39 protein-coding genes and 2 pseudogenes are annotated in these 26638 nt (G+C 34.5%); 37 read left to right on the top strand and 4 right to left on the bottom strand.

From position 1 onward, the window contains the following. Nucleotides 1-29: 29 nt before the first annotated feature. The 13 genes and pseudogenes from BME96_RS05705 to BME96_RS05765 all read left to right on the top strand — a co-directional run. A pseudogene (locus BME96_RS05705) lies at nt 30-233 on the top strand (alpha/beta fold hydrolase); the annotation flags it as partial. A 65-nt stretch (nt 234-298) separates the two neighbouring features. Beyond that, the gene (locus BME96_RS05710) at nt 299-784 is read left to right on the top strand and encodes a tetratricopeptide repeat protein (protein WP_060678716.1); all 486 of its coding nucleotides are present in this window, start codon (nt 299-301) and stop codon (nt 782-784) included. Nucleotides 785-981: 197 nt separating this feature from the next. After that, on the top strand, nt 982-1539 hold the full coding sequence (locus BME96_RS05715; protein ID WP_040954785.1) for an isochorismatase family protein: 558 nt from the start codon (nt 982-984) through the stop codon (nt 1537-1539). A gap of 40 nt (nt 1540-1579) precedes the next feature. Then, nucleotides 1580-2416, top strand: coding sequence for a hypothetical protein (locus BME96_RS05720; RefSeq protein ID WP_071648563.1), 837 nt, complete (start codon nt 1580-1582; stop codon nt 2414-2416). Nucleotides 2417-2538: 122 nt separating this feature from the next. Beyond that, nucleotides 2539-3039, top strand: coding sequence for a hypothetical protein (locus BME96_RS05725; RefSeq protein ID WP_071648564.1), 501 nt, complete (start codon nt 2539-2541; stop codon nt 3037-3039). A 255-nt stretch (nt 3040-3294) separates the two neighbouring features. Further along, the gene (gene aac(6'), locus BME96_RS05730; protein ID WP_071648565.1) at nt 3295-3729 is read left to right on the top strand and encodes an aminoglycoside 6'-N-acetyltransferase; all 435 of its coding nucleotides are present in this window, start codon (nt 3295-3297) and stop codon (nt 3727-3729) included. Between the two features lie 63 nt (nt 3730-3792). Further along, nucleotides 3793-4353, top strand: a complete 561-nt coding sequence (locus BME96_RS05735; protein WP_071648566.1) for a class I SAM-dependent methyltransferase — start codon at nt 3793-3795, stop codon at nt 4351-4353. 69 nt (nt 4354-4422) lie between these two features. Next, a complete protein-coding gene (locus BME96_RS05740) occupies nt 4423-5094 on the top strand; it encodes a 5'-methylthioadenosine/S-adenosylhomocysteine nucleosidase family protein (protein ID WP_071648567.1) in 672 nt (223 codons plus the stop codon). A 266-nt stretch (nt 5095-5360) separates the two neighbouring features. Further along, nucleotides 5361-5906 carry a hypothetical protein gene (locus BME96_RS05745; RefSeq protein ID WP_071648568.1) on the top strand — a complete coding sequence of 182 codons (546 nt, stop codon included), beginning with the start codon at nt 5361-5363 and terminating at the stop codon, nt 5904-5906. 56 nt (nt 5907-5962) lie between these two features. Next, nucleotides 5963-6349, top strand: a complete 387-nt coding sequence (locus BME96_RS05750) for a hypothetical protein (RefSeq protein WP_071648569.1) — start codon at nt 5963-5965, stop codon at nt 6347-6349. Between the two features lie 152 nt (nt 6350-6501). After that, entirely contained in the window at nt 6502-6876 is a 375-nt protein-coding gene (locus tag BME96_RS05755; protein WP_071648570.1) for a VOC family protein, read from the top strand. 52 nt (nt 6877-6928) lie between these two features. Beyond that, nucleotides 6929-7036 (top strand): annotated as a pseudogene (locus tag BME96_RS19960) (GNAT family N-acetyltransferase); the annotation flags it as partial. A gap of 286 nt (nt 7037-7322) precedes the next feature. Then, nucleotides 7323-7643 (top strand): hypothetical protein, encoded by a 321-nt coding sequence (locus tag BME96_RS05765; RefSeq protein ID WP_071648571.1) that lies wholly within the window; start codon nt 7323-7325, stop codon nt 7641-7643. A gap of 85 nt (nt 7644-7728) precedes the next feature. Here the strand turns inward: BME96_RS05765 and BME96_RS05770 are convergent, their stop codons facing one another. Next, nucleotides 7729-8097: a thiol-disulfide oxidoreductase DCC family protein gene (locus BME96_RS05770; RefSeq protein WP_071648572.1), complete on the bottom strand. Its 369-nt coding sequence runs from the start codon at nt 8095-8097 to the stop codon at nt 7729-7731. A gap of 213 nt (nt 8098-8310) precedes the next feature. Next, nucleotides 8311-9981 carry an alpha-keto acid decarboxylase family protein gene (locus tag BME96_RS05775; RefSeq protein ID WP_071648573.1) on the bottom strand — a complete coding sequence of 557 codons (1671 nt, stop codon included), beginning with the start codon at nt 9979-9981 and terminating at the stop codon, nt 8311-8313. A 307-nt stretch (nt 9982-10288) separates the two neighbouring features. On the opposite strand from BME96_RS05775, the gene BME96_RS05780 reads away from it, so the two are divergent. From BME96_RS05780 to BME96_RS05830, 13 genes are all read left to right on the top strand, one after another. Then, nucleotides 10289-10729, top strand: a complete 441-nt coding sequence (locus tag BME96_RS05780) for a MarR family winged helix-turn-helix transcriptional regulator (protein ID WP_019376645.1) — start codon at nt 10289-10291, stop codon at nt 10727-10729. 77 nt (nt 10730-10806) lie between these two features. Then, nucleotides 10807-11157, top strand: a complete 351-nt coding sequence (locus BME96_RS05785) for a hypothetical protein (protein WP_071648574.1) — start codon at nt 10807-10809, stop codon at nt 11155-11157. Nucleotides 11158-11277: 120 nt separating this feature from the next. Continuing rightward, nucleotides 11278-12135: an aminoglycoside phosphotransferase family protein gene (locus tag BME96_RS05790; RefSeq protein ID WP_071648575.1), complete on the top strand. Its 858-nt coding sequence runs from the start codon at nt 11278-11280 to the stop codon at nt 12133-12135. Nucleotides 12136-12189: 54 nt separating this feature from the next. After that, a complete protein-coding gene (locus BME96_RS05795) occupies nt 12190-12585 on the top strand; it encodes a VOC family protein (RefSeq protein WP_060678739.1) in 396 nt (131 codons plus the stop codon). Nucleotides 12586-12690: 105 nt separating this feature from the next. After that, entirely contained in the window at nt 12691-13050 is a 360-nt protein-coding gene (locus tag BME96_RS05800; protein WP_071648576.1) for a VOC family protein, read from the top strand. Between the two features lie 52 nt (nt 13051-13102). After that, nucleotides 13103-13624, top strand: a complete 522-nt coding sequence (locus BME96_RS05805; RefSeq protein WP_083547422.1) for a GNAT family N-acetyltransferase — start codon at nt 13103-13105, stop codon at nt 13622-13624. 139 nt (nt 13625-13763) lie between these two features. Continuing rightward, nucleotides 13764-13919 (top strand): hypothetical protein, encoded by a 156-nt coding sequence (locus BME96_RS19535; RefSeq protein ID WP_019376651.1) that lies wholly within the window; start codon nt 13764-13766, stop codon nt 13917-13919. Nucleotides 13920-13994: 75 nt separating this feature from the next. Further along, nucleotides 13995-14162 (top strand): hypothetical protein, encoded by a 168-nt coding sequence (locus tag BME96_RS19540; RefSeq protein WP_156035958.1) that lies wholly within the window; start codon nt 13995-13997, stop codon nt 14160-14162. Nucleotides 14163-14238: 76 nt separating this feature from the next. Next, nucleotides 14239-14547, top strand: coding sequence for a TIGR04104 family putative zinc finger protein (locus BME96_RS05810; protein WP_071648578.1), 309 nt, complete (start codon nt 14239-14241; stop codon nt 14545-14547). A 100-nt stretch (nt 14548-14647) separates the two neighbouring features. Beyond that, complete coding sequence (locus BME96_RS05815) at nt 14648-15667, top strand: DUF2268 domain-containing putative Zn-dependent protease (protein ID WP_071648579.1); 1020 nt, start codon at nt 14648-14650, stop codon at nt 15665-15667. A 20-nt stretch (nt 15668-15687) separates the two neighbouring features. Continuing rightward, nucleotides 15688-16245: a hypothetical protein gene (locus BME96_RS05820; RefSeq protein ID WP_071648580.1), complete on the top strand. Its 558-nt coding sequence runs from the start codon at nt 15688-15690 to the stop codon at nt 16243-16245. 203 nt (nt 16246-16448) lie between these two features. Next, a complete protein-coding gene (locus BME96_RS05825) occupies nt 16449-16643 on the top strand; it encodes a helix-turn-helix transcriptional regulator (protein WP_019376656.1) in 195 nt (64 codons plus the stop codon). A gap of 69 nt (nt 16644-16712) precedes the next feature. After that, a complete protein-coding gene (locus BME96_RS05830; RefSeq protein WP_156035960.1) occupies nt 16713-17123 on the top strand; it encodes a hypothetical protein in 411 nt (136 codons plus the stop codon). Nucleotides 17124-17230: 107 nt separating this feature from the next. Here the strand turns inward: BME96_RS05830 and BME96_RS05835 are convergent, their stop codons facing one another. Continuing rightward, nucleotides 17231-17956, bottom strand: coding sequence for a MerR family transcriptional regulator (locus BME96_RS05835; RefSeq protein ID WP_019376658.1), 726 nt, complete (start codon nt 17954-17956; stop codon nt 17231-17233). An 88-nt stretch (nt 17957-18044) separates the two neighbouring features. Between BME96_RS05835 and BME96_RS05840 the strand changes: the two genes are divergently transcribed. The 11 genes from BME96_RS05840 to BME96_RS05890 all read left to right on the top strand — a co-directional run bounded on the left by BME96_RS05840 (nt 18045) and on the right by BME96_RS05890 (nt 26271). Then, entirely contained in the window at nt 18045-18749 is a 705-nt protein-coding gene (locus tag BME96_RS05840) for a CPBP family intramembrane glutamic endopeptidase (RefSeq protein ID WP_071648582.1), read from the top strand. A 120-nt stretch (nt 18750-18869) separates the two neighbouring features. Further along, complete coding sequence (locus BME96_RS05845; protein WP_071648583.1) at nt 18870-19403, top strand: hypothetical protein; 534 nt, start codon at nt 18870-18872, stop codon at nt 19401-19403. A gap of 340 nt (nt 19404-19743) precedes the next feature. Beyond that, nucleotides 19744-20400 carry a Type 1 glutamine amidotransferase-like domain-containing protein gene (locus tag BME96_RS05850; protein ID WP_071648584.1) on the top strand — a complete coding sequence of 219 codons (657 nt, stop codon included), beginning with the start codon at nt 19744-19746 and terminating at the stop codon, nt 20398-20400. Nucleotides 20401-20520: 120 nt separating this feature from the next. Further along, nucleotides 20521-20835 carry a hypothetical protein gene (locus BME96_RS05855; protein ID WP_231478674.1) on the top strand — a complete coding sequence of 105 codons (315 nt, stop codon included), beginning with the start codon at nt 20521-20523 and terminating at the stop codon, nt 20833-20835. 104 nt (nt 20836-20939) lie between these two features. After that, entirely contained in the window at nt 20940-21722 is a 783-nt protein-coding gene (locus BME96_RS05860) for a class I SAM-dependent methyltransferase (RefSeq protein WP_071648586.1), read from the top strand. A 110-nt stretch (nt 21723-21832) separates the two neighbouring features. Continuing rightward, nucleotides 21833-22303 (top strand): hypothetical protein, encoded by a 471-nt coding sequence (locus tag BME96_RS05865; RefSeq protein ID WP_156035962.1) that lies wholly within the window; start codon nt 21833-21835, stop codon nt 22301-22303. A 1071-nt stretch (nt 22304-23374) separates the two neighbouring features. Next, complete coding sequence (gene map / locus BME96_RS05870; RefSeq protein WP_071648588.1) at nt 23375-24115, top strand: type I methionyl aminopeptidase; 741 nt, start codon at nt 23375-23377, stop codon at nt 24113-24115. Nucleotides 24116-24208: 93 nt separating this feature from the next. After that, nucleotides 24209-24397: a Z-ring associated ZapG family protein gene (locus BME96_RS05875; protein WP_071648589.1), complete on the top strand. Its 189-nt coding sequence runs from the start codon at nt 24209-24211 to the stop codon at nt 24395-24397. Nucleotides 24398-24519: 122 nt separating this feature from the next. Beyond that, complete coding sequence (locus tag BME96_RS05880; protein WP_071648590.1) at nt 24520-24939, top strand: flavoprotein; 420 nt, start codon at nt 24520-24522, stop codon at nt 24937-24939. A gap of 273 nt (nt 24940-25212) precedes the next feature. After that, complete coding sequence (locus BME96_RS05885; RefSeq protein WP_071648591.1) at nt 25213-25704, top strand: DUF4188 domain-containing protein; 492 nt, start codon at nt 25213-25215, stop codon at nt 25702-25704. Between the two features lie 108 nt (nt 25705-25812). Further along, a complete protein-coding gene (locus BME96_RS05890) occupies nt 25813-26271 on the top strand; it encodes a GNAT family N-acetyltransferase (RefSeq protein ID WP_071648592.1) in 459 nt (152 codons plus the stop codon). A 192-nt stretch (nt 26272-26463) separates the two neighbouring features. On the opposite strand, the gene BME96_RS19785 is transcribed toward BME96_RS05890, so the two are convergent. Further along, on the bottom strand, nt 26464-26613 hold the full coding sequence (locus tag BME96_RS19785) for a ribbon-helix-helix domain-containing protein (RefSeq protein WP_019379196.1): 150 nt from the start codon (nt 26611-26613) through the stop codon (nt 26464-26466). Nucleotides 26614-26638: the final 25 nt, after the last annotated feature.

Below are 26638 nucleotides of genomic sequence, written 5' to 3' on the forward strand. Positions count from 1 at the left end.
AGACAAAAAACTGAAAAGTAGGTGTTTAATTGATTTTACATACTGAAGTTTTTGGGGATGGGGAGCCCATCGTATTCCTCCATACTGGGTTGCAAACGGGTATGACAGATTTCGAATATCAACGAGAATATTTTAAAGAAAAATATAAAGTGATTCTTCCAGATTTACGTGGTCATGGGAAATCGGGAGAAAAAGACCTTTCCAATTTTTTTGAGGATTCAGCACAAGACATAGTTTTTGAGCAACTAAGCAATATTGTGAGAACTGCACGGAAAAGTTAGGTTTGGGGGTGATAACGATGGAAAAAGAATTAGAGCGGGCTATTGCCAAACGAAAAAGTGGCAATCATAAAGAGTCGAACGAGTTGCTAATGAGATTGGTGCTGGACTTTCCCGACAATGCATCGATTAATTATCATTGTGCTTGGAGCTTTGATTTATTAGGAGAAGAGTCTAAGGCAGTTCCTTTTTACGAAAAATCGATCAGATTAGGGTTGGCTTTAAATGAACTGGAGGGAGCGCTGTTAGGATTAGGCAGTACATATAGAACATTAGGAGAATACGAAAAGTCAAAAGAAACCCTTCAAAAAGGAATTGAAGCCTTTCCAAATAATAAAGCTATTCAAACGTTCTATGCGATGACCTTATACAACTTGAAGGAGCATAGTAAAGCAATGGAGCTGTTGCTCAAATGCTTGGTAGATACAACTTCTGATGATGAAATTATTAGTTATAAAAAGGCTATTAAGTTCTATTCTGATAAATTAGATGAAATTTGGAAGTGATTGTGTTTAATGAATATTATGAAACTTGATTTTTGTGCAGTGTAATCGTTTTTATAAAAAACAAAAATCAGAATGATAAATTACTTAATTAAAAATTGGATTAATTTTTAGAAGAGTTTAAGAAGCAAAATGAGTAGGTCATTGAACACTGTATCAGAGGCGTGAAAATTATACCAAATTATAAGGGGAGAATTTTATTGAAACAAGCTTTGCTAATTATTGATGCACAGCAAGAACTTATTGATGGTAATGCGAACGAAAAGAGTGTATGCAATAAAGATAATTTGTTGGATAATATTAATAAAGTGGTAAATAAAGCAGTAATCTCGTGTAGCTTAGTTGTTTTTATAAGAGATAAAGATGTCGCGGAAGGCCGAGGGAAAGGATTTGAAATTCATTCCGAAATTGATATACCCAAAGAAGCGAAGATATTTGATAAAGAAGCAACAAATTCGTTTTATGGAACGAAACTATTAGAGTTTTTACGTGATAACATGGTCGAACACCTTGTTGTTATGGGTTGCAAGACAGAGCATTGTATTGATACTACCGTAAGAACGGCAACGGTAAATGGACTCGACGTGACCTTAGTAGGAGATGGCCATTCCACAACAGATTCACAATCCTTAACTGCCGAGCAGATTATCGCCCACCACAATGAAGTACTTCATGGACACTATAATGTTGATAATTTTTCTGTGGTCAGAAATGCAGATGACAACTTATTTACACCTAATCACGATGAATATCGATAATTAATATTTATTATTATAAAGGGAGAGTGATTTTGAATGTGTGGGATTTGTAAGTAATCATCAGGCAAGAGATTCAGAGTTACCAAATTATCGCAAAAAGATATTAAGTTCAATAGAGACAGATCTATTAAATGACGACAATGTAATGGCTCTCTTCTATGGTGGTTCCATCGGAAATGAAAATACAGATGAATATTCTGATATTGATCTAAGAGTAGTTGTAAAGCCTGAAAAAATAAAGGAATACGTTGTTAATAAAAGGAATCGAGCTCAAGAATGGGGGAACGTCCTTTATTTTGAAGAAGTAAACCCCTTATCAGTTTACACTGTTGCTCATTATGATTGCTTTATTAAAGTTGATGCTTTTTATTATATCCCTAGTGATATCCACCCCTCTTTATGGTTGCAAAATATTAAAATTATAAAAGATACGGATAAAATGATGGCTAAGATTTTAGACAACTCAATGTTACTTACTTATGAGCTATCCCTAGACGGATTAGAGTTATGGAGAACGAAATTTTTTGCGCATTTTCATGAGGCATATAGAAGAGTTATGAGAAAAGAGTATTTTTATGCTATGAAATGTATAGATAATTTAAGGTTATCAATTATCGCTGGATGGTATATGGAAATCGGAGTTCAACCAAATACGTTTGGTGATTGGGCCAGATATGAAGGTGAAAGAAGTAATTTAGAAGAATGGCAGCAGTCGCTTCTCAAAAGTTGGGATTGTCGACGGGATCCAGTAGAGATTTTAAATGTCATGAAATGTATAGCTCATGAATTTAAAAAAGTACATCATTCTCTTTGTTATAAATTAAATATTGATGAGAACCCTGAGTGGTTAGCTAAAATTATAAACATGGTTATATGAATTTAACACACTGCTCTTCAAAAGTGTACTTATTTTTAATTGGCATGTTTCCTCCACCTTCCGCTTGGAAGACTAAGAATTAAAAAGATATTAAAATTCAATGAAATTACTGAGGTGATTTTATGAAGAAAATTGTTCTAATATTAATTTTATTCAGTATGCTTTTTGTTGTGGCTGCTTGCACATCAGATGAAGCAGTTCAAAAAGAGATTACTCTCCCAAAAGATGCTCCTGAATTTGTAACGAGAGCTGATTTTGACAAAATTGATTGGGAAAAGGAAGCAGTTGAATTCGGGGATAGAAATATTATTGGAAATGAAAATAAATCTGGTGTGATTGGTGTAGATATGCCCAGCTTAAATGGCCAAAAGTGGATGTGGCATCTTTGGGGAATTGAAAATCCTGTAAACACAGATCTAACAGTTGTTGGTTTTCATAAAGAAACAGGAACCGTTCATCAAATACTAACAAATGGATGGTCAACAACGCTTGGTGGAGCAAACAATGGTGCAGATGCACATACACCAACTTCAGTAAAAATACCAGAGCTAGGAAAATGGGCTATGCTACTTTATACGGATAATGAATTATTTGACATATTAATATATGAAATAAATGAATAGTTTCTTAACATACCAATATCATGCTCAATTGCAACACAATCTTATAAGAGACTCAAACTGAAATCCGATGAAAAGGGCGATAAATAATGAAATCAAACTTCAGTGTAGTTGGTTCTATAATATCTCTTGCTGTTTTCGTTTTTGTACTTTATCTTTTGCGCGTAAATTTATACAGTCTCTTAGAAATTGAACAAATATTAATTAAAATAAAATTGCACCAGTAAATTTTTATAAAAAGATATATTGGAGGTTTTTATGCTAAAGGAAGCAACGTTACAGGAGGCCAACAAGGTTGCAAATCTTGCTTTACATCTTTGGTCGAATCACACATTGGAGGAATTAACTCAAGAAATTACACATCTTATTTCACAGCCTGATTCAAAGATTTTTTTATCTTATTATGCCAACGAAATAATTGGGTTTGCCCAGTGCCAGCTGAGATATGATTATGTAGAAGGGACTAGTTCAAGTCCAGTAGGATATTTAGAAGGGCTTTTCGTAAAAGAAGAGTTTCGTAAACAGGGCGTTGCTAGAAGTTTAGTGAATATATGTGAAGAATGGGCAAAGAAAAAAGGTTGTCGTGAATTTGCAAGTGACTGTGAATTGGAAAATGTAGAGAGCTTGGTAATGCATCTAAAGTTAGGATTTTGCGAGACAAATCGTATTATTTGTTTTAAAAAAGATTTGTAAAGCTGGAATTAAAAACTCGATGCTTATTTTTAAGAATTAAAATGTATAGCGCGAGGTGATTTTATGAGTCTAAAGGAAAAGGATATAAAATTAGTAATAGGGTCAGGAGGATATAATAACAATCCGGGTTGGTTGCACACTCAGGAAAATGAACTTAGTTTACTAGACGAGAAAACCTGGGGGGAAATGTTTGATAATAATTCGATTGCTGTAATCTTGGCTGAACATGTATGGGAGCATCTAACTTACTATGAAGGAGTTCAAGCTGCAAAGGTATGCCATAAATTTCTGAAGCCTGGTGGATACATACGATGTGCTGTTCCTGATGCCTTTTTCCAAGATGAAGAATATCAGAATACAGTTAAAATAGGAGGTCCCGGACCAAAAGATCATCCAGCAGTAGATCATAAGATCGTTTATAATTATAAATCTATCACGGATATGTTTCATACTGCCGGATTTGAAACACAATTACTCGAGTATTTTGATGAAAAAGGTGCATATCACCAAAATTTTTGGGATGGAAAAGATGGAGTGATTTTTAGATCAAAAAAGTATGACCCAAGAAATCAAGGGCAGCAGATTATATTTCCATCCTTGATAGTTGACGCTGTAAAGATATAAACGAAGATTAGCAACATTTATTAATAAAAAAATGCATATGACAAAATACGTATTTAGGGTGAGAAGCGGATGATTGGGATAAGTATTGCGACAAAATGGGAGTATGAAGCCACGTTAGAGTACTTTGGCATAAAGGATAATGAACGCTTAAGTTATCCCTATGGCGAGTATTTTTTAAGAACAATTAGTGGCACTGAACTTATTTTTTACAGCACTGGTGTAAGAAAAGTTAATGGTGTTGGTGGCAATCAGTATATGATTTCAAAATTCAACTTATCTAAAGTGATCGTTGCTGGTACGAGTGCAGGTATAGATGATAGATATAATAATCTAGATATTTTTGTGCCTTATAAAGCCGTTCAATATGATTGCACAGTAAAAGAAGTTGAGCCTTTAATCAAACAATCCTTCACAGTTGATTTTGATCTCTCAAAATACGGTAGTGATTTTCATACTGGAGTAATTGGTACCGCTGATAAAGCAGTAGTAATGTGGAAGGACTATTTGGAACTGAAAGAAAACGAAATAACAATTGCAGATACGGAAGCTGGAGCAATTGCTTACATATGTAAGAAGAATGATGTTGAATGCATTATTATAAAAGGGATCTCCGATTTCTCGACGGATGAAAGCAGTTCCGATAAATATGAATCGAACATGGAACAAATTAATATCTATTTAGAAAACACCCCTAAAGTTATGGAAAAAATTTTTGGAGAATATTTAAAGAGATTTATATAAAGTTATAGTTAATAAAAAGCATGTGTATTATTAATGAAAGGTATGTCTTCGCTGCCTTTTTAAGGATCAGAGCTTTCTAGTTGCTTGGTAATTTGCTGGAATTTGGGCTAATTGTTGAGTTCGAGATGGACCCGAAAAAGACTATAATCCAACTTAGAAGTTACTTTACTAAAATAGTGAATGCAGTTGTCTAGGTTATGTTCCAAATTAGAATCTGCTCAGAGGATGCATTAATTGCACCTATAAAATTAATGGGAGTGTTCTATGTGAAGAAGCATCTCGTACTTTTATCCCTAATACTAATGGTAGGTTTATTGGTCGCTTGTTCTTCTAATTTCAGTAACGAGTCAGACAACGAATTAGAAGTTTCAAAGGAAGAAAGTGAAGCACAAAAAATTTCGAGTAAGAATGATGAGACAATAATAGAAAAGAACTGGGAACTATCTCCTGAATTCATTCATTTTGTTGAATATGAAAGTGGAGAAAAAGGTTCTTATGAGATTAGAGGAAATAAAGACGGTATGGGAATTACAGGGCCATTTCCAATTATTGCAAAAGATAGCCAGAAATATATGTGGTTTTATTTTGGAGCAGAGGATATCTATGATAAACCTGTAAAAATAAAAGCTATAAAAAAAGGAGAAGAAGATAGTATTGAAGTCTATTCGGGTACCTTTTTCGAGAGTGCTGAGGTAAGTCCTGAAAGTGTAAATATGCCCTCGCGTTTACGCTTTCCATCAACAGGAACATGGAAAGTCCTAGTATATATCGAAGAAGAACTTTTCGATACAATTATTGTAAAGGTGGAATAAATTTTCTAACTAGGAAATTTGATTTTAGCCAGGTTTAAATCAGAGGGGTGCAACCAATGAGTAAAATTATTATTGTGGTGCATATTTTATTAGTAAGTGTTTCATTGTTAGGTTGTGATAATAATAATTCAATTCTAAATCCATCTAATAAAAAGCCTAACAATCCTAATAATGTAATTAATGAAGGTACCTCTGATTATCAAGGTGTTATTCTAGAAATTAATGAATCCAGTGTTACTGTTGGAACAAATAATGTAGATTCCGAAGCATCATATCCAGCTTTTGAAGTGTTTGTTGATAATCAAACGAAAATTGTAGGGATTATTAATGAATTCTCAAAACTTAAAGTTGATCAGAAAGTAGAAATTTTGGTGAAGGATAAGTGGAATAATAACCCGAATAATAAAATGATCGCCAGTAAAATTATTGTTAGTAATAAATGAGGCAAAACGGCAAATACGGGCTTATCTGAAAGGAAAACTGAACGGATCAAATTTACTCTATTCAAAAAATTTATAACAAGTAATTTCGCTTATTTTTTAAAAGGTACACAGGCTGTATTTGATATACCATCTGATATAAAGGAGAAAAAATTATGAGTAAATCATTTATTGAACAAGTACATTATATTCGGATTCCTGTAAAGGATTTAGAGCAGTCTGCACAATGGTATAGAGATGTATTAGGGCTTCAGTTATTAAGCATTACAGAGGAGCCATTGGCGATTATAAAGGTAAATGAAGGTCCTTTTTTACTTATCTTGGTACCTACTGATGATGAAACCTTTGCACATTTTACAATTGATAATGAACAAGAATTTAGTATTGGTTTTACTAGTCCAAGATTAACTGAATTTCATCAACACTTAGTTGATAATCAAGTTACGGTCGAGGATATTGAAGAAGATAACGATCATGCCTATTTCCACTTTTATGATCCAAACGGTAATAAGCTTCAAGTACATTGGTGAGATAGAATAAATTGGCCTATTTCGTTTTAATACTTTTAAACTGAGGTGTGGTATGGAGATTAGAAAAGCTAATTTAAACGACGCTTTAGGTGTTGCGAAAGTACAGGTGGATAGTTGGAAAACTACATATAAAAATATTGTACCAGAGGCGTATTTAGACTATAAAAAATAGACCTCCCTTCGTTTAGCAGCCTAGTCAGGTCTATTTCTTACTCGTACTGGACCCTCCTGAAGAGGAGCGATTCATTGCTGACCGGAGATATTAGCGTATCTTCGGTCTTTATTAGTTTATGCTTTCTTAAAACTCTATTTTCAATTATGGAAATAATTTGAAACGTTTTCTTATTATAATCGTACCTCTATAAAAAAGGGGAAGAAACATTTATTTCAAATAAAGATGTTGGATTAGTACTGAAATAATAACTATTAAACAAAGGTGGTAGCATATGTTGAAGAATTTCATTAGTGGCGTAATTACAGTTTTGTTTTTGATAATTATTAACATTATCTTAAACGATCTGACTGACACTCATTTTATAGATGTTATGTTATTTGTGGGTATAGTAATTTCTCTCATTATCATGTTTTTTTCTTCTTCAGGAGGTTTTACTACGAAGTATACAGACCTAGCCATGGGAAATCCGGCAAATGATAAAAGTGACAAAAATTTTAAGTTTTCACCTAATGTTCCCTTCATCGTTTCAGTAACTTATGCATTGGCCGGATTACTTGCAATCTTGTTTATTTATGTAGACTATTTCTCTTAGGATGTAATAACATAGATCATTTATCCAGTACTTTGAATTTCAAGCGCTCAGGGGGAGCTGCATTACAATCCCCCTGATCCAGTAGTCACTCTTTATTATATGGCACTCTGCCAAACCACTCATAACGGCGAGTGGAAATAAAACGGTAAACAGGATCCCCTATATTTTTCACAAAAGGAAGATAGAGCAAGAAAGCTAAAGGCATTGTAGCGGGCAGTAAAGAAAGAATTTTGCGCACAGTATTAAATCCTGTTAGCACCCGTTTATCTTTTGTATACATATAAATTTCGTCATACAAATTTTTATAGTTATTGACTCTTTCTTTAATCGAATCACTTACTTCCTGAACAGGGTACCAGAAAATGGCGTTATTCCAATCCAATCTTTTCAGTACAGCTTTCACTGTACGACATAGAGGGCATTCGGCATCGAAAAATACAATATGCTTATTCATACGGTTATTACTCCCTTCTGTTTCTTTCTGCTTTCCTATTTTTATTGAATGAGTTCATCTTCCATTTTCCCTTCAGTGGCTATTGCAAACCATATAGTTTGAAAAATACAGAAGGCTTTTGGCTAATTAAAAATGAAGTAATTAGTAATCCTTAAAGGAGATTTCGGTTAAGAAAAAAGAGAAGCCCTTAAAAAAGAAGCTTCTCCGCCAACACTAACCGTTCTGTTTTGCGAATCGTTTTGAAAGCTGTGCTAGTAATTCAGGTTTGTCATCACGATGCATGACAACTTCAATAAACGTTAGACAATCATGATTATTTTCCGCTGCTTTTAATGCTTCTTCCAGTTCCGTTTCCGTCTGCACTTTGTATGTCAGGCTTTTTCCTTCAGGGCTGAATACTTCAGGCAGCTTTTTGTAATCCCACATCGGAATATCATTATAGGCTTGGTTTTCGCCGTGAATGGCACGTTCAACGGTGTAGCCGTCATTATTAATTAAGAAAATAATTGGTTTGATTTTCTGATCGAGCATGGTTGAAAGCTCTTGTGCTGTTAATTGGAACGAACCGTCTCCAATTAGAAGAATATTACGTCGGTTCATATCGGCAAGCTGTGAACCTAATAATGCCGGAAAAGTAAAACCGATGGATCCCCAAAGTGGCTGCCCAATAAACATGGTATTTTTCGGTATGGCCATCGTTGCGGCACCATAGTAAGAAGTTCCTTGTTCTGCCAACAATACATCTTTTTCTTTCATAAAATGAGATAGACGCTCAAAGAAGCGATTTTGTTTTATGTTTTCTTCTTTTACTTCAAAAGCATTTTGATTTAGCTGTGACTGAAGAGGAAGTATATTAAGTTCCTCTGAATTTTTTTGTGTAACTTTTTCGCTAAGAGCTAATAGCGCATCCTTCATTGTAATTGGTGCGTACTTTTGTTTCGTAGTAATTACAGAAAATGGTGTAATCTGAATCACATCTTTATCAGAAAAGTTATAAGAGAACCCACCTGTCGTTGAATCGGTCGGTTTAGCACCAATTTGAATAATACAGTCCGCTTCATCTACACGTTTTTGTAAATAGGGAGCACTTAGCTCGCCATTATAGACACCAATAAACTGTGGATGCTCTTCGTTAAAAGCGCCTTTTCCTCCGCTTAAAATAGTGACAGGGATTCCTGTTTTGTCAGCGAACGCGAGTAATTCTTCTCGGTTTTCATAACGGTTTACCTCGTATCCTGCTAAAATAACAGGTTGCTTTGCTTTGTCAATCATAGGTGTTAGCTCAGAAAGCATTTGGCTGAGCGCTTCATGATTACTTGTCGCTACCTCATCATGTAAGGGACTTTCCGGTTTGTTCGCGGGTTTATCATATACATCAATTGGCAAGGTAATGTGAACAGGGCGCTTCTCTGTCATACAGGCAAGCAATACACGGTCAATTTCTTGTGCAGCGTTTTCTTGGGTTAACAAGGTTTGAGCTACCGTCACCTCTTGAAACATTCTGGAAAAATGATCAAATTTGCCATCGCCTAATGTATGATGAACATATAAACCATTGTCCATCACCTTTGTTGTTGGCGCGCCAGTAATCTTAACCACAGGCACATGTTCAGCATAGGACCCAGCAATTCCATTGATGGCACTTAATTCACCAACACCAAAAGTCGTGATTAAGGCAGCAAATCCGTTAATACGGGCATATCCATCCGCAGCATAAGCGGCATTTAACTCATTACGATTTCCAACCCATTCCATTCCTTCATAATCAATAACATTGTCTAAAAAAGCCAAATTATAATCACCTGGAACGCCAAACATATGGCGAATCCCTAGTTCGGATAAACGATCCAATAAATAATTTCCAACTGTATATTCATGTTTCATTAATCGCACCTCAAATCAGTATTTTTCTGTTTTAGATTTAACATATATTACTTTTCTATACGATGACTGGCGAGACATCCTTAATTAAAAGAAATTAGACCAACGGAACTTAATTAAAACTAAAAACTCAACGCTGTTATTAGGTCAACTAACTTGACCTTAAATAAAATGGTAACACCAGATGAAATATAGGTCAACTTTATTGACCTAAGTGAGTTATTTTATATATAACCCCTTGCTCTAAAGGGGATGCTAATACAAAAGATGTTGAAATTTTGTTATTCTTTTATCAGGAGGTACAAACTAAATGGATAAAAAACGTGAAGAACAATTAAATGAGACACTAATGCTTTTTTATTTTGCTTACCGCACATTTACAAATGAACCTGATCGCATTCTTGAAGAACATGGGATCCAACGGCTGCATCATCGCATTTTATTTTTTGTAGCTCGAACCCCAAACATAAGTGTGCACGAGCTTTTGAAAACATTAGAAGTAAGCAAACAAGCATTGCACGCTCCAATGCGACAGCTAATTGAGATGGGATATATAACAAGTGAACCCGCGGAATATGATCGACGTGTCCGAGAGCTTTGTTTAACAGAAAAAGGGCAAAAGCTTGAGAGGCAATTAAGCAATGTTCAACGTGGCAAAATGAATGCCATCTTTGAAACGATGGGGCCGGATAGCGAGGAAACCTGGAAGCAGGTTATGAAAAAAATTATTGATAATGAGAAGGACGAGTAATAGTTGAGGATGTATGGTTAGTGGGATTTTTTGAAATTTAAAGCAAACTCGTTCATATTTTAGTAGGAGGAAAGACAGTGAATTCTAAACATATCGTTAAATATATAACAATTTCAATAATAGTAATTCTGCTATTAATCGCATATGGTTTTTACTCTATCATCCATACAGAAGCTGTTGAGGATGTAGAAGTAAAAAAGGTAGATTGTACAACAAAAGAGCATGTGAATGTGAACGATAAAAAGATACTGTGTAAGGAAGATTATTATTTATTTGTTAATGGTGAAAAGGTAGTAGTAGAAGATAAAAACACGTGGAGCTTAATAAAAGAAGATAAAAAATATGATCTTGAATATGAATGGCATGCGTTTCATACACCTAAAGTGAAAACAATAAATATAGCAGGTGAAGGGAATAAAAAGCATTAGAATAAATATTATTAGGGCGGAAATTTATTGAATGTGAATTGGACTCCAATAATATTGTGTGTACAAATCTTTCGTTACACACGCCTTGCTTTATGACACGTGAAAGAAGGGGGAGGTTAGGTGTTAACTCGAGTCATTCAACAATTTAATCTTAGGGTATTATCTGTTAATGAGGTAGAAGATTCCTATAGTTCCACAGTGTATAAATGTAATTTACTTAACGGTGAAATTATTTTTTTGAAGATTCCTTACACAAAATTGAAGTATGAGCGTGAATTGGAAGCATATCAGATATTAAAAGATAAAGTTTCCATTCCGCAAATGTTAGATTACTGGTCTGGGGATGAAACGTGTCCAGGCGCTTTCTTACTTTCTGAGTTAAAGGGGAAGCCGTTAACAAATAAAGATTTACCCAAAGTAGCTTTTCAAGTTGGAGAACTTCATGCTTCCATGCACCAAATTCAGCCATCTTCGCAGTTAAGTGGAATACGAAATGAATTTCCGAACTGGGCAAATTTTGTGGAGCGCCAATTTTATAGTTTCGCTGAAGATGTACAGAAAGTGATAAATGAAAATTTATACACACAGGCTTTGAAAAAGTTTGAAAACATGAAACTACAGCTCCCACCTTCTGATGGTCCAAGTTTTATACACATGGATTTTCGTCCGGCAAATATAATTATTGATGGAGAGAAAGTCTCTGGGGTCATAGACTTTGAGAGCGTGCGATTTGGTTCAACAGAAATTGATTTCACCAAAATATATCGTGATTATTTAAGTTTTGATGATGAGTTGTTTCAGTCATATCAAGAGGGCTATAAGAACATAAGACCATTACTAGATTTAGAGGTCGTATTACCCTTTTATCAATTTACCGATGCTTTTAATAGTATTGGCTGGTGTAAGCGGCGCGGTTTGGAGAAAAATGCATCTTTTCTTGAAGAAAATCTTTCTATCTTAAAAAGGATGTTAATCTGAGAGACAACCCGTCTTACTTCATAAATAAAGAGCAGTGGGAAAGGGGGAAATTGTTTGTCAAAAGGGTTACTTCACCATATAGAAATATACGTTTCTGATTTAAAGAAATCTGCTGAGTTTTGGGGATGGCTACTCGAAGAATTAGGGTACCGCTCCTATCAAAAATGGGAGTATGGACAAAGCTGGAAGATAGAAGATACATATATTGTTTTTGTACAAACAGAGGAAGGCTTTCTTGATGTTTCGTACCATAGAAAGCGGGTAGGTTTAAATCATGTGGCGTTTCACGCTGAATCCAGACAACACATAGATGAGATGACCGAGAAGCTAAACAATAGAGGAGTCACCATACTTTATCAAGACCAGCATCCATTTGCTGGCGGAGATGATTATTATGCTATTTACTTTGAAGATCCTGATAGAATAAAAGTAGAGCTTGTGGCACCTTAACGAAAAAAACCCGATTTATTAAATCTTTGTAATATAAATTGTGCTAAAATTAACTTAAATCAAAATATGAATGAAGGTCGGAATTAGAAAACGAGGTATTAACAGATGTGGAGAAAAATAGAATGTCTTGCTGTTTATACAAACGATATTCGTAAATCAATTAATTTTTATCAATCACTTGGGTTAACAAAAGCGTGGGAAGCATACCAAGATGATGAAAAACAATGGCAACTTGTAGGTATGCGATTTCCCGATGGTAATTCTGAATTAGTGTTAAAAAACAATCCGGATTTAAACTTTGCTGAGATGGAGATTGTAGTTGAAGATGTTAAGGCTATCTATGAAGCTTTAAAATTTGATACTGAAGTTGAATGGATTCGTACCCCATTTCCTAATAGTTTAGGTGGACATGTGGCAGTAATGAAGGCTCCAGACGACAATGTATTTGTGTTAGTAGGGAAATGATGGAACATTAAATTGATATAACACTTAATTAAGGTTTTATTAGGGGATGAATATGTTGCCAAAAGAAAAAATAGTTATCCGAACAGCAAATACCAAAGATGCACCAAGAATTTTACAAATTGAGCGTGAAGTCGTGTCAGAAGAGACTTTTTTGATAACTTCATTAGAAGAATTTGATAAGACAGTAGATCAGCAAAGTGATTGGATAGAAAATATGATACATAACGATAGAGAAACGATGCTGGTTGCTGAATATTCCGGGCAAGTAGTAGGGTGGATCGTGTTTATGTCACAAAACAGAATAAGGTTATCTCACACCGGTTCCTTTGGAATGATGATTGAAAAAAACTTTAGGAATATGGGCATTGGGAAATTATTAATAAACGGTATATTGGATTGGGCGGAAGTAAATCCATGTATTGAAAAAGTTTCTTTAGGTGTTTTTTCAACAAATAAAAGAGCAATAGCTTTATATAAAAAGATGGGATTCATAGAAGAAGGACGAAAAGTTCGAGAGTTCAAGATAAGTGACACGAAATATGTTGATGATGTCTTAATGTATAAACTCGTTTAATTGTTAATCGCTAAACGAAAGTCCGTCCAGAAATGATTTGTATTCTCCATCCTGCTCATGTTGATATTTGTTTGAATTCTTCATAACAAGGAAAATATTAAGTATGAAGATACAAAAGTAGGAAAAGGAGGTGCTTTTTATGAACTGGAACCTTCCTGTTGGTTTAGCCATCGGAACATTTATCGGAATTTATTTAACATCCCAAGCTGTTTTCCAAAGTTTAATCGGTTCTTTTGCTGCATTGTTGATTGGTCTTATAATTTCACTTATTTTGTACAAGAGAAAAAGAGTATAAAGCAATAATCTGGATTTTTCTTATAACAAATTGCCTTGAATACCAACTTAGAACTTATTTTATAGGAGGTATAAAGTGAGTAGCGATAATAAAACTACCGAAGAAAAAATGGATCAACAGAGAAATGACATAGAGAGAAAAAAGCAATATGACACAGTAGTTGGTTTAGGCTGGAAGAACTTTGGAATAGCATTTTTTGTGATAGTGATAGCTATTGTAATATATGTTTTTTTCTTTCGTTAAGTATGTGAAAGTATATTTTTCAGCACCCTAGAGAAAGTTTTCATAAAGGTAAGTAAAAAGAGGGGGGATTAAAAGAGTGCCTGTTTGCCAGAACTGTAAGAACAAATGGAGTTGGAAACAAACGATCAAGAAAACTACCACCTTAGACCCCGCTATGATTTGCCCATATTGTGAAGAAAAGCAATACCAAACCCAAAGGTCAAAAACAAAATGTGCATTATTAACTCCTATCATTCTATTACCCTTGCTATTGAATATATTTTACGAACCAGGCATCCATGTTTTAATATTACTAATTATTTTCTTCCTTTTAGCTATGTCGCTATTCCCGTTTTTAGTTGAGCTAAGCAGTGAAGAAAAATATATTAATTTCTTTGAGAAATGAAGATGGCTGATTGAAGAGGGAGGAAGTCTTTTAACGTTCATAAATAGTATCTATACTACGATGTAATAGTTTAATATACGATGTTATGGGAGGATATGGGATGAAAAAGTTAACTTTTCTTTTATTATTAATTTTGATAGCGCTTACTGCATGTAGTTATGATTCGGCTAATCCAGCTTCCTCTCAGGATAATGATAAGAAAGCTGCCGAACAATCAGCCCATAGCTCAGCGACGGAAGCAGATACAACAAAGGAAGAAGTCCCAAGCTCTTTTTCATTTACATATAAAGGTCAAAAATTTGAGGTAGTCTATTATTATAAGAGCTTCCTGGAGTATATCGAAAAAGCAGAAGAGCAACCTGAAAATTTAAATGGTACATATATAGAAACAATTATTAATCCAATAGCAGAAGAGAGGGGTGTTCGGCTGTCAAAAGTGTGGGGCTTCGGTACACCTACACAACTAGAAATTTTAGAAAAATATCTAAAATCATTAATAGATAATCAAGATACAATACATAAAGTAATTACAGATTCATTGAAAAAGTCAGCGAATGAACTCCAACCAGGAGCTGATAAATACGTATATGTATTTCCTGCAAATCCAGAGGATAATCACGTTATGGAAACAATGGAGGGTGTGGCAGCTTCTGCATGGAGTGAAAACTTCTTTGCCATTCAAATTGCTCCTCCTTATTTTGAAGAGAAAAGTTTAAAACAGGCAGTTGCACATGAATATCATCATACCGTCTTTTTTGAGAATAATGAATTGGGTTATTCCTTATTAGAATCTGTCCTGATTGAAGGGAAGGCAGACACGTTTGCAAAGATAATATATCCAGATATTCAGATGCCATGGAGCGATTTTTCTTCGGAGGAAAATGAAAGTAAAACATGGAAAGTGCTTAAGGAAAATATGACCTCCGCTATGCCTTCCATTCAGGATGACTTCTTCCTGGGTAATACAAGTAAAGGGTTACCTCAATGGGCGAATTATAAAATAGGGAACAAAATAATGGAGAGTTTTATCGATGAAAACCCAAATATTACCATTGGCGACTGGACAGATATGCCAGCAAATGAAATTCTTGAGAAAAGTAAGTATGCAGAAAAACATTGATTTATAGAGGAGGCATTTTATTGAAAAGGTCTTTACTGTTTTCCGTTTTAATTTCTTTAATTTTGTTTGCAGGTTGTAGCAGTTTGTCAAGATATGATGATAATGAAGTAGCAGCCGTTGTAAAAGATCAAGAGATTACCGTAGGAGATTTACGATTTTTATATCCTGATGATAAGGCACTAGATTATTTGGATTGGGCCATAAAAGTTGAATTGGTAAAGCAAGAGGTAGAGAAAATGAACATTGAAGTTACTGACAAGCTGAATAGGGAAGGGGACGATGATTGGTTTGGGCAACTCCCTCCTGAAAACACAGAAGATCAAGGAGGAAAGCAAATTCGTAAGTTTGCTGAGGCACAAGCCAAGAAGCTAAATATGAAACCTGAAGAATTTCAAAAACAATATGCCAAAATAATCAATGAACAAAATGCCTATATGATTACTTATTTAGAAGAAAAGACAGGAATTGAAAACGTTGATGATGAAGCAGCAAAGGATGAATTTAATGAAAAAAGTGATGCTTTACTTGAGGAGTTGGTGGAAGAAAATAAAGATGGAATAGAAGTGCTAATTCAATGATTTTTTAAAAGTAGGGTTTGCATTTCAGTTTCAGGAAGAGAATGTTGCATAAAGAGCATATTCAGGTAAACAGTAGCCAATTTCTTTTATAAGAAGTTGGCTTTTTTAATTTAATGTAATACTTATCTTGCATTTACCCGAAATTAAATGTAAAGTTAATATAACAATATGTTAGATATATATTACGTTCTGTGGGTGAGTGTATGGTAAGTAAAATGAAAGTGGCAAGAGTGGAGAAAGGTTTAACACAGGCGCAGCTTGCGAAACATGTCAATGCAACAAGGCAAACAATTGGGTTAATTGAAAAAGGAGAGTACAATCCCAGTTTGAACTTGTGTCTTGCAATAGCCAAAGCTTTAAATAAGACATTAGATGAATTATTTTGGGAAGGTGATTAATTGATACATTCATTTTTAAATGTATTTTTACCAGATGATGAATATAAACGCTTACGGGTTTTATATTTTATGGCTGAAGCAGCATTTTTAATGATTGGGTTATTGATGTTGGGGTCTGCTTTAAACAATTACTTGTTAAAATGGAATCTTGAAGGAACTGAAGTAACTTTTATCCTTACCATGATTCCAATGCTTATGGTGGGATATACTTATTTTCGATATATATTTTCAGGAATAGAACATACAGAAGTATTGAACAAGCAAAGCTATAAAAGGGAACGGCGTGTAGCTGGTAAGCGCGCTTTATCAGTGGGTGGTATATTTTTTATCCTTCTCCTAATCGCCAAAGGGATTCCAAAAAACTATAATGAGGGTATCGATCTGATCGCTCTTCCGGTTATTTCTACGCTTTTATATTTCCTTTTTGATTTAATTTCCCTCAAGCGTTCTGTCAAGAGAAATACTGAGTTAGAGGATTAGGTAATTGGGAAAAAATAAAGATGGGTTGCTTTTAGCAACCCATCTTTATTTTTTAGAATAGGCTAAAAAGGATTATAGTATTTAGCGACCATTTATAGATCGTGATCTTAGTTAGATACATAAGCAATACAGCGTTCCACAAATTCCAGTACATCTTCCTCTATTGGAAATAGTCCTGTTTCCTCAGCGGGTAGCTTTCTAACCTCCCAGAACTTGTCTGCTAGCTCTGTATTCTCTGAAAAAGAAGTATTCGATACTTCTATTAACTCTGAAGCAATTTGAAAGCCTTCTTCTGATTCAGGCTTAATATTGTGTTTTATACACCATTCAATTCGTCGCAGCAATGATATATATTGATGTGTTGTCTTATCATTATTACTAAGGTTTGGGAGGGTGTTTTCTAAGATGACTTGTTCATGCTCCTGAAAATAGTTCAGCCATTTTTTATGGTTCTTTTGTGAATTTTGTACAAGCTCAGAAACACGTTCCCAAGACAAAGATTCTTCTAAATCCATTAAATTGATTAATGTAGTTGTATTAGAAATACTTGTTTGTATTTCCGATAGTTGTTCTTGTAAATAATTGTAGTGGGAAATTAGGATTTGTTTATAAGAAAGCTTATCCAACATCCCGCGAATATCTTCTAATGGAAGTGAAAGTGACTTTAGAATCATTATTTTTTCTAATTTAAATAAGTCATCCTCTGAATAATATCGTTTTCCGTGAGTATCCTTAAAACTTGGTGTAAGGAGATTGATCTGATCATAATAACGAAGTGTGCGGACAGATATATTTCTCTGTTTAGATAACTCCCCAGTGGTCCATCGATGCAATTTTTTCCCCTCCTTGAAAAAAACTTGCGGGTGACGTTACGTAACCTATTATAGTTGGATTATACCATAGTGGGAAGAGGGTTAACGAATGGAAATTAATCAAATGAATTGGAAAGAGAAAGACTATTGGGGTTTGAAAGAATTCATATTTTTAATGGTGCTTGAATTTGTATTTGTAATTGGTTGTATTAAATTTATTATTCACCCAATCTATTCAAATTGGTTTGATAATGAACTGTATTCTGGAACCTTCATGGGGTTAACAATAGCTGTAATTCTAATTTTAGGCGTATATTTTATTGCTATACGTCCAAAAAAACTTTCATGGAGTGAAGTAGGGGTCCAAGCATTCGCTGCAAGGTACTGGAAAATGATTATTGTATTTTCTGTTATTTTATTGTTTGGTGCTGTGTTAATTGTAGTCCTTACGAGTTTTGTAGGAAATACTTGGGAGAATAGCAAAACAGCAGCAATTCAACAAAGAATAACTTTCATTTCGTTTCTAATAGCCTTTATCTCTGCAGCAATCATCTCACCAATATATGAAGAAATTTTTTATCGCGGTTTTTTATATCGTTGGTTACGTACACGCATAGGATTACTTGGAGCCATTTTGCTTAGTTCAATAATCTTTACGGCTATTCATATACCCACATATAATGCCATGCCTGTAAATTTCTTTAGTGGGGTTATTTTTGCAGTGGCGTATGAGCGCACAGGTTCAATATGGCCATCAGTTATTATTCATGGTTTAACCAATGGAATTATGGTTTTGCTGACAGTTTTGCCATAAAGCCATTGCTTCAGATAGCCGAAACTAGAACAGTGCGAGAGATGCAAAGATTAATGACGACTGCTAGTACATTGTACACAAGACCTATGTAAGGATAAAAAAGGATAAGGAAGTGTTAATTTGGATTTTATTGCTTGGATGATTGTGATAAGTGAAATTGGATTTTGGGTTTTAATTTTGGCAGGATTTATTACACGTTACATTTTTAAATTAAAGAGACTTGGTCTTTTTCTATTGGCCTTAACACCAGTTATTGATTTAATATTACTGATTGCTACGAGTGTTGACTTATATTATGGTGCCACCGCTACTCAAATACATGGTATTGCCGCTATTTATATTGGAGTTTCCGTTGCATTCGGTAAGAGTATGATCGCTTGGGCTGACATACGGTTTCAATATTATGTGATGAAACAGGGAGAGAAGCCAGTTAAAAGACACGGTATCGAATATGCAAAACATTATTTTAAAAGCTGGGGACAACATGTACTAGCTTATCTAATAGGCGCTGGGATACTAGTCGGTTTAGTTTATTTCATTGATGACCCTTCTCGAACCGAGGTGTTAGCTGGGTTTCTAAAATTATGGACGCTTGTACTAGGTGCGGATTTCTTAATTGCAATCAGTAATTTTATATGGCCAAAAAGTGCTTAGAGAGGCGGTTTAAATCTTTTAATTACCTTTAGTTTACAGAAAGATAGGATTTAACAAACAGCGCATTATAAATAAAATGCGAGTTTATACCATTAGATAATAATTAATGAAAATCTTCAGTAAGGGTCCTCTAATTCCGTAATCGTGTAAAGAATCTTATATGGTAATTATTTCTTTTTCTTTTATAATGAAGGTAAGGAGGAGTTATATTTAAAATTACTATCAGTTTTATGTTTTTAATTGTTCAAAATACATGCAGTTGGTAAATAAAATACAATATAGAAGATGGAATAACAAAGATAGCAGACAAATATAATTATACTTTGCTACGGGGGTACATATGGAAATGCATTATTATTTAGGTTGGTTTAACAATTATTTTCCAGAAAATTTGGCCAAGTCGTTACAAGAGGATATAACGGATCGCAAATCAATTGCTATGATTAGCTCGGATCCATTCTCTTATGAGGATGATGGTTCTACTGAACGCTCTTGGCTTAATCAGGCCGGCATTATATTTGATGAATATTATTTAATTAATTATCGCGTCCAGAAGGAAGATGCCCACAAGTTAATTCAAAATACTTCAGTTATTTTCTTGTTGGGTGGAGATCCACTTAAACAAAATCATTTTTTGAAGGAATATGAATTGTCGGGTGCAATAAAGGAAAGCACAGCAGTTGTAATTGGTGCAAGTGCTGGTGCAATTAATATGTCTGCTAAATGGTTATGTTCACCAAAACTTGGATTTAAAGTTGAAACAAGCTCTGTTTATGATGGAATCGGGCTTAACGATTTTTCAGTTTTGTCTCACTTTGATCTTGAAAATAATTTCACACTGGTTCAGACGGAACTGTCTCCCTTATCGAAAGAAATAGATATTTATGCTTCGAACAAGGATTGCGCTGTACGTATAAAAGGAGATGAAATTGACATTTTGGGCAATGTATATCTAATTACCCACTCAAAGATCCAAAAAATGAAGGAGACGCTTTAGACTAATTTACTGGAGTTTAAAGGAGGGAGAACAATAAGCAAAAAGATATTGATATTATTGAGCATAGCCTTATTTACAATATTAGCAGCTTGCGATAATTATAATGAGGATAAGATTAATGTGAAAGTTGAAGGGAATCCAACTCCCAAAGAAATTTTAGCGGATGATGAAAATGCAGATATATTTTTTATGGGTGGCACAGTCTACACGAATGCAGAGAATATAGAATGGGTAAATAAAGAAGACTTAACAATAGGAGAGAAAATTGGTGTGATTAAGAATCAAACTGACAATAGTGAGGAATTTGAAAATTTTACTGCTTCAAAACTACCTACTGGAACAGAGATATACGAGCCTCAAAATAAGAGTGGTTCCATCTATATTGTTAAGTTGAATAATGAGGAAATACCATATTTGGGTTTGGTTGAGGGCTAACTTAATTACCAGAGTCGGAGTCAGGGAATTTAATAACAGTATAAATTTTGCTAAAGAGAAGCACCTAAAAAGCAAGTTGCTTTTTTACTAGGGGGAGACAAATAATGGATGTAACAAAACACAATAGTGACGCTTGGGATAAAAAGGTAGATGAGGGTTCTAGATATACGCAGCAAGTGAGTAGTGAAACTATTAGAAAGAGCATAGCTGGTCAATGGGAAATCTCTGTTACAACAGAAAAATCAGTTCCAAGAAATTGGTTTCCAAAAGTTTTAGACGGTTTAAACGTATTATGCCTGGCATCTGGTGGTGGCCAGCAAGCGCCAGTTTTAGCTGCCGCTGGAGCAAATGTTACAGTTACCGATATTTCTAAAAAACAATTAGAACAAGATGAAAATGTAGCAAAACGTGAGGGGTTAACGTTAAGAACGGTACAAGGTGATATGTCAGATCTGAGTGATTTTGAAGATGAATATTTTGATATCGTTGTTAATCCGGTTTCCAATTTGTTTATCAAGGATGTTAAACCTGTATGGAAGGAAGTATCAAGGGTTTTAAAAAACAAAGGTATTTTAATTGCTGGATTTACTAATCCTTTGTTATGGATTTTTGATGATAATCAAGAAAGAAAAGGCATCCTTGATGTTAAAAACTCCATACCCTCTTCCACATTAGATTATTTGCCTAAAAATGAAGTGCAAGACTTTATTGATTCAAACAACACCATAGAATATGCACATACTTTAGAAGATCAAATCCAAGGACAGATTGAGGCTGGATTTGTAATTTCAGGCTTTTATGAGGATGACTTCGGAGGTACAAGAATTTTAGACAATTACATTAAGACTTTCATTGCTACAAGAGCAATTAAGTTGAATGATTTTTGATGGTTGTTTCTGTAATCGAGCCATTTTGCGACATAAAGTATTTTATCAGTGATAATAATATCGAGATGTTCTCTAAAGCATCTTTCGTTTTTAAAAATTGGGGTGATTACGTGGAACATGATAAGTACAAAGCATATTTGAAGCAGCAATATTCCCAAGAGATTCGACCGTTACAATCAGTTAATGACGTTATCTCGGCATTCCAGAAAAAATTAGATATTGTCGAAACAGAGTTATCAGAATCCGAAGATATTTTCTTGGAAATGACAATTCCTAACTATATTAATGCACACAAAAACGATCCTATAAAATCTAACTTGAATAACTTAAATTTCATTTCGTATGAAGTAGTAAGAAATGAAAAAAGTGACCATTACTACAATCATATGGGGATTACATCTGATAATGAAAGAATACTTGTCATTGCTGAATCCCAGTTAAATGCAATAACCTCCAATTGCGAAGAACTAAAAGTGGATATGATAATCGAACGTGGAATTGACATATTTCATGTTAATCAAGAAACACCTGATTTTTTTGCGTATCTAATGCTTTTTGATTCTCGTAATGAGAATCATTGACTACGACAGGGGACAAAAAGACAACATTTTATAGAAAAGTGAAAGAGTTACAGTAGGGGGTGGTTGCAAAAGGTCTTCCGGAATCGGGAGCAATTCTTAGCGCTAGTATTACATATGAGGTAATTTAATGGAATAACCCTTGTGAAAATTAACAAAGACTTAAAGTAATTGTTATTAAGCCAATTCAGCATGCAAATGGGATTTAATCTCTCCTATTGGGGTATATTGATAGAAAGTAAGATAAAAAAAAAATTGAACAGCTAGATTAAAATAAGGAAAAAGCAATGTTAAAAATAATTTATGGTTTTGTTGGAACTGCTGAGACGGATAACGGAGTGGATAAAATGATAAAAGAGTGCGTAGATAAGATATCTAATCATTATACAAGTATCCCAGATAGAAAATTCCCTCAATAATAGGAGGCTTTTCATGAATGAGAAGCCCCTTTGGTAATTAAGTGGATTTAAATTAAAAATGAAATAACAAAGATGAAAGTGTGTACAAACGTATATTTCGTGGTATACTGAACATAGAAAGAGTATAAATGCATACACTAATAAAGACCGTCCATGCTGTTACATGGTACGGTCATAATAGACTGACCCCGACAAGAGGGGTTGGCAGCTTAGGAAATAATCCCTCACGTACCGTCTAAAGCGCATGAGGGATTATTTTTTATGGTTATTATCAGAAACGATAAACGCTACTAACATCCCGAAGGATATCATAAGCGTCAGCGCACTAACAATGTCCATAGGCAAGCACCTCCCTCCCCGGGAAGCCTCCCAACGAAGACTAACGGCAGATCGACAGTGCTACCTAACCCTCATGCGAATCCAGTCTATTGTATTTGATTATAACATATCGCTAATATTTATACTGTTTTTAATGGGGGATTTTTCCTCTTTAAATTTGGTGGTTGATCATTGTCCGGTAAACAACCACAATAACATAAGAACCTAGACTCAATAATGCCGCAATAGGGTAATTCTATAATAAGGATTATGCCGTTTATGCTAGAAATTAAATGGAACACTAATGATAAAATACTTTAAAAAGTGGGGATATCCAATGGTTGCAAAGACTGAAGAGGATTTTAAAGGATTAAAAGAAATTGGCGAAATTTGTGGAGCGATTCGGGATGAGTTAGTCCATTGTACCAAACCTGGTATTACTACAAAAGAACTCGATGAAATTGCGGAAGAAATGTTTAAAAAAGCAGAAGCTCAATCTGCCCCAAAAGGAGAATACGACTTCCCTGGTTATACATGTATTAGCATAAATGAAGAAGTAGCGCACGGGATTCCGGGGAATCGGACAATTCGAGAAGGGGACCTCGTGAATATTGATGTTTCAGGTTCAAAAAACGGTTATTTCGCAGATACAGGAATTTCCATTGTAGTTGGAAAGGGAGAGGCACTTTTACAGAAAATATGTGATGTTGCTAAAGAAGCATTCGACGCTGGACTTAAAAAGGCAAAACCAGGTGGTAAAAGAAGTGGGCTAGGAAAAGCTGTACATAATGTAGCAAAACAGCACGGTTTAACAGTCATAAAAAATCTTACTGGACACGGCGTTGGGCGCTCCCTTCATGAAGCACCAGATCATATTTTCAATTACTATTCTCGCTGGGATGACGAAATTTTAAAAGATGGTATGGTAATTGCCTTTGAACCGTTTATCTCTACATTGGAAGAGGAAGTTTACCAATCCGAAGATGGATGGACCTTCTTAACCGATGAAAGCTTTGTGGCTCAATACGAACATACGATTATTCTTACCAAGGAAGGCCCGATTATTACTACATTGTAAGAGCACTAATACCACAACCTGGCGCAGTTACGGTATAAAATACTGCACCCCGAATTGCTAAACGGATCATTTAATTGAAAAGGTGGAGTGTTTATGAGTGCAAGACTCTTAAAAGGTTTATTAGGGGCCGCTGTTTTTGCAGTTATATCTTTAATTATAAATCTAATAATGGGTTCAATGGACTGGAATCATTTAATTGGTACCACAATAGGAGGTTTTGTTGTAGGCTTTTTCTTTATTTCTTTTACATCGAGAAAGTCACAAAGCAAAAAACAGGATTAAACAAAAGGGCGCGGTTGTTTAATAAGCACTCTGTCCGGGAGAAATGAATTAAATTCGTTAAAAATTATTCTAGATACGGGCAGTTAAGTTGAACAGAACTAATATATTGGAGGGTTTTTATCATGGAAAATAGCTTATTTCGCACATTTCTTAATTCATATCTAGATGTTTGGAGAAACTCTTCTTTAACAGATTTGAAAGATATTATTTCCAAAGATTACGAAGCAAGAGAGGTTTCAAAAAGTGAAATAGTAGATTTTGGGTATGAAGAGGCGATAACAGGCTGGGAACAAGGATTTAATTTCGTGAAACAAGAAAATAACCAATGGGACTTAAATGAAATTTCAGTAATTCCTTTGCGACAAAATGAAGTTTTAGTAATTTTATCAGCTACAATAATAATGGATGGAAAAAGTTTAGAGAATGTTAGCTTATTCTTTCAGACATTTAAGAGGAATGAAAATGGTGCTTGGAAATTGATAAGAAGTTACATAGAAGCTGGAGTTCCAAGTACAAATGTAGGTAAGATACAATTCAACTAACAGGCGCGATGTCATCTTAATATTAATAACATTAGTACAAACTTTTGAAAATGGTAATTTTACTATTGATAGGGAATCAATGATTGCATACCCTATGGCCGGGTTTTCTTTTTTTATAACGCTAAAAGTTATTGAAACTACATCTAAAAAGTTATACATAAAGTATTTATGGGATTAGAGTATGAATAACTCCTTTAAAGCAAGCTTAGGGATTCCATAAAGTATAGGCAATGGAAAAAACAGGGAGATAAAATATGGGGGAGAAGGAAAGCGATGGGGAAGCAGATATTCAAGGGTCGTTATACCACGGAAAATGATAGTGATATTGTAGTTTTCATTATTGGAATGCGAATTAACAGAAGACTTGCCATTCATAAGTGGTTGCCTGTTTTTTTAGCAATGCCTTCTATGGTAAAGGAATTGTACACTCATCAGGAGGAACTTGGTTTTTTGTCTGTGGAAAGTTTCTTTGGTCTAAGGACTACTGTCATGATTCAGTATTGGAATTCAACGGAAGATCTTTTAACGTATGCAAGGGGAGAAAAACATTTAAAAGCCTGGAAAGCTTTTAATCAAAAGGTAGGCAACAATAATGCAGTTGGTATTTACCATGAAACCTATCAAATAAAAAAAGGAACCTATGAATCTGTCTACGGCAACATGCCATTACACGGGTTGAGCAAGGCTCTTCCCCACATCCCGATTGGCAAAGAAATAAATAATGCAAGAAAAAGACTGAAAGTTGATAAAAAAGGAAATAAATAATTTTTATAGGTTATTTTTGAAAAATGGTGCATAATGATGAACTTATATACTACTCAGATTTTTATTTATTATGTTTTATTAAATTCACGAAGAAGGGGAGAAAAACAAATGACGATCAGCTTAGAAAAAATGAATGCAACAGAGTTTCAACAATATCGAAAGTTTGCAATCAGAAATTATGCTGATGAACTTAGTAAATCTGGTGATTGGGAGCAACAAGAGGTTCTTCCTATGGCTACAAATGAATATGATAGCCTGTTGCCTGAAAACGAAAAAACCGAAGATAATTATTTATATACAATTCACAGTAATAATCAAGAAGTTGGAATGATTTGGCTTGCCCGAAGAACAGATGATGAGGGCTTTATTTATGACTTTAATATTTGGGAGGACAATCAAGGGAAAGGTTATGGGAAACAAGCAATGAAAGAGCTTGAAATTATTGCCAAGAAAATAGGATTAAAAAGTATTGGCCTTCACGTATTCGGTCACAATCAGATAGCCCGGGATTTATACAAAAAAATAGGGTATGTAGAAACAAATATTAAAATGAAGAAGATATTATAGTTACAAGGGTTACTTTTATTTGAAGCATATTCAAGCAGGCTATTATAGCCAATATAATAAATGTAGGTGAAAGCTTTGCAACTACCAAATATTTATCTAAAATAGGCGAGAAAACCCCCATCTTCAAGGAATGTGAAGGGCAAATCCCAATGAGTAAGTGGGGGATGAATCGCCTTCGGACAAGGGATAGCTTCAGCTATCTCGATTGTCCGACTGTTCGAGAGCGTATTGGATGAGGTAGATAATCGTTTGGGTACGAGTCGTAAACCCCTTTTTTTCTTTAAAATCATCAATTCGTTTCAATAGTGCTTTTGGATAACGCATATTTAAAACCTGTGACACTTTAAACCTCCTATGTTGTTATTAA

The organism is Virgibacillus halodenitrificans (assembly GCF_001878675.1).
Lineage (GTDB): Bacteria > Bacillota > Bacilli > Bacillales > Amphibacillaceae > Virgibacillus_Q > Virgibacillus_Q halodenitrificans.

Bases quoted from the DNA above. Each gene is read 5' to 3' on its own strand.
- map (WP_071648588.1), top strand. From the start codon at position 23,375: ATGGTTGCAAAGACTGAAGAGGATTTTAAAGGATTAAAAGAAATTGGC.
- BME96_RS05890 (WP_071648592.1), top strand. From the start codon at position 25,813: ATGACGATCAGCTTAGAAAAAATGAATGCAACAGAGTTTCAACAATAT.
- BME96_RS05725 (WP_071648564.1), top strand. From the start codon at position 2,539: ATGAAGAAAATTGTTCTAATATTAATTTTATTCAGTATGCTTTTTGTT.
- BME96_RS05735 (WP_071648566.1), top strand. From the start codon at position 3,793: ATGAGTCTAAAGGAAAAGGATATAAAATTAGTAATAGGGTCAGGAGGA.
- BME96_RS05850 (WP_071648584.1), top strand. From the start codon at position 19,744: ATGGAAATGCATTATTATTTAGGTTGGTTTAACAATTATTTTCCAGAA.
- BME96_RS05740 (WP_071648567.1), top strand. From the start codon at position 4,423: ATGATTGGGATAAGTATTGCGACAAAATGGGAGTATGAAGCCACGTTA.
- BME96_RS05825 (WP_019376656.1), top strand. From the start codon at position 16,449: ATGGTAAGTAAAATGAAAGTGGCAAGAGTGGAGAAAGGTTTAACACAG.
- BME96_RS05840 (WP_071648582.1), top strand. From the start codon at position 18,045: ATGGAAATTAATCAAATGAATTGGAAAGAGAAAGACTATTGGGGTTTG.
- BME96_RS05800 (WP_071648576.1), top strand. From the start codon at position 12,691: ATGTGGAGAAAAATAGAATGTCTTGCTGTTTATACAAACGATATTCGT.
- BME96_RS05875 (WP_071648589.1), top strand. From the start codon at position 24,209: ATGAGTGCAAGACTCTTAAAAGGTTTATTAGGGGCCGCTGTTTTTGCA.
- BME96_RS05860 (WP_071648586.1), top strand. From the start codon at position 20,940: ATGGATGTAACAAAACACAATAGTGACGCTTGGGATAAAAAGGTAGAT.
- BME96_RS19535 (WP_019376651.1), top strand. From the start codon at position 13,764: ATGAACTGGAACCTTCCTGTTGGTTTAGCCATCGGAACATTTATCGGA.
- BME96_RS05710 (WP_060678716.1), top strand. From the start codon at position 299: ATGGAAAAAGAATTAGAGCGGGCTATTGCCAAACGAAAAAGTGGCAAT.
- BME96_RS05750 (WP_071648569.1), top strand. From the start codon at position 5,963: ATGAGTAAAATTATTATTGTGGTGCATATTTTATTAGTAAGTGTTTCA.
- BME96_RS05765 (WP_071648571.1), top strand. From the start codon at position 7,323: ATGTTGAAGAATTTCATTAGTGGCGTAATTACAGTTTTGTTTTTGATA.
- BME96_RS05830 (WP_156035960.1), top strand. From the start codon at position 16,713: ATGGCTGAAGCAGCATTTTTAATGATTGGGTTATTGATGTTGGGGTCT.
- BME96_RS05805 (WP_083547422.1), top strand. From the start codon at position 13,103: ATGTTGCCAAAAGAAAAAATAGTTATCCGAACAGCAAATACCAAAGAT.
- BME96_RS05780 (WP_019376645.1), top strand. From the start codon at position 10,289: ATGGATAAAAAACGTGAAGAACAATTAAATGAGACACTAATGCTTTTT.
- BME96_RS05885 (WP_071648591.1), top strand. From the start codon at position 25,213: ATGGGGAAGCAGATATTCAAGGGTCGTTATACCACGGAAAATGATAGT.
- BME96_RS05880 (WP_071648590.1), top strand. From the start codon at position 24,520: ATGGAAAATAGCTTATTTCGCACATTTCTTAATTCATATCTAGATGTT.
- BME96_RS05770 (WP_071648572.1), bottom strand. From the start codon at position 8,097: ATGAATAAGCATATTGTATTTTTCGATGCCGAATGCCCTCTATGTCGT.
- BME96_RS05755 (WP_071648570.1), top strand. From the start codon at position 6,502: ATGAGTAAATCATTTATTGAACAAGTACATTATATTCGGATTCCTGTA.
- BME96_RS05815 (WP_071648579.1), top strand. From the start codon at position 14,648: ATGAAAAAGTTAACTTTTCTTTTATTATTAATTTTGATAGCGCTTACT.
- BME96_RS05775 (WP_071648573.1), bottom strand. From the start codon at position 9,981: ATGAAACATGAATATACAGTTGGAAATTATTTATTGGATCGTTTATCC.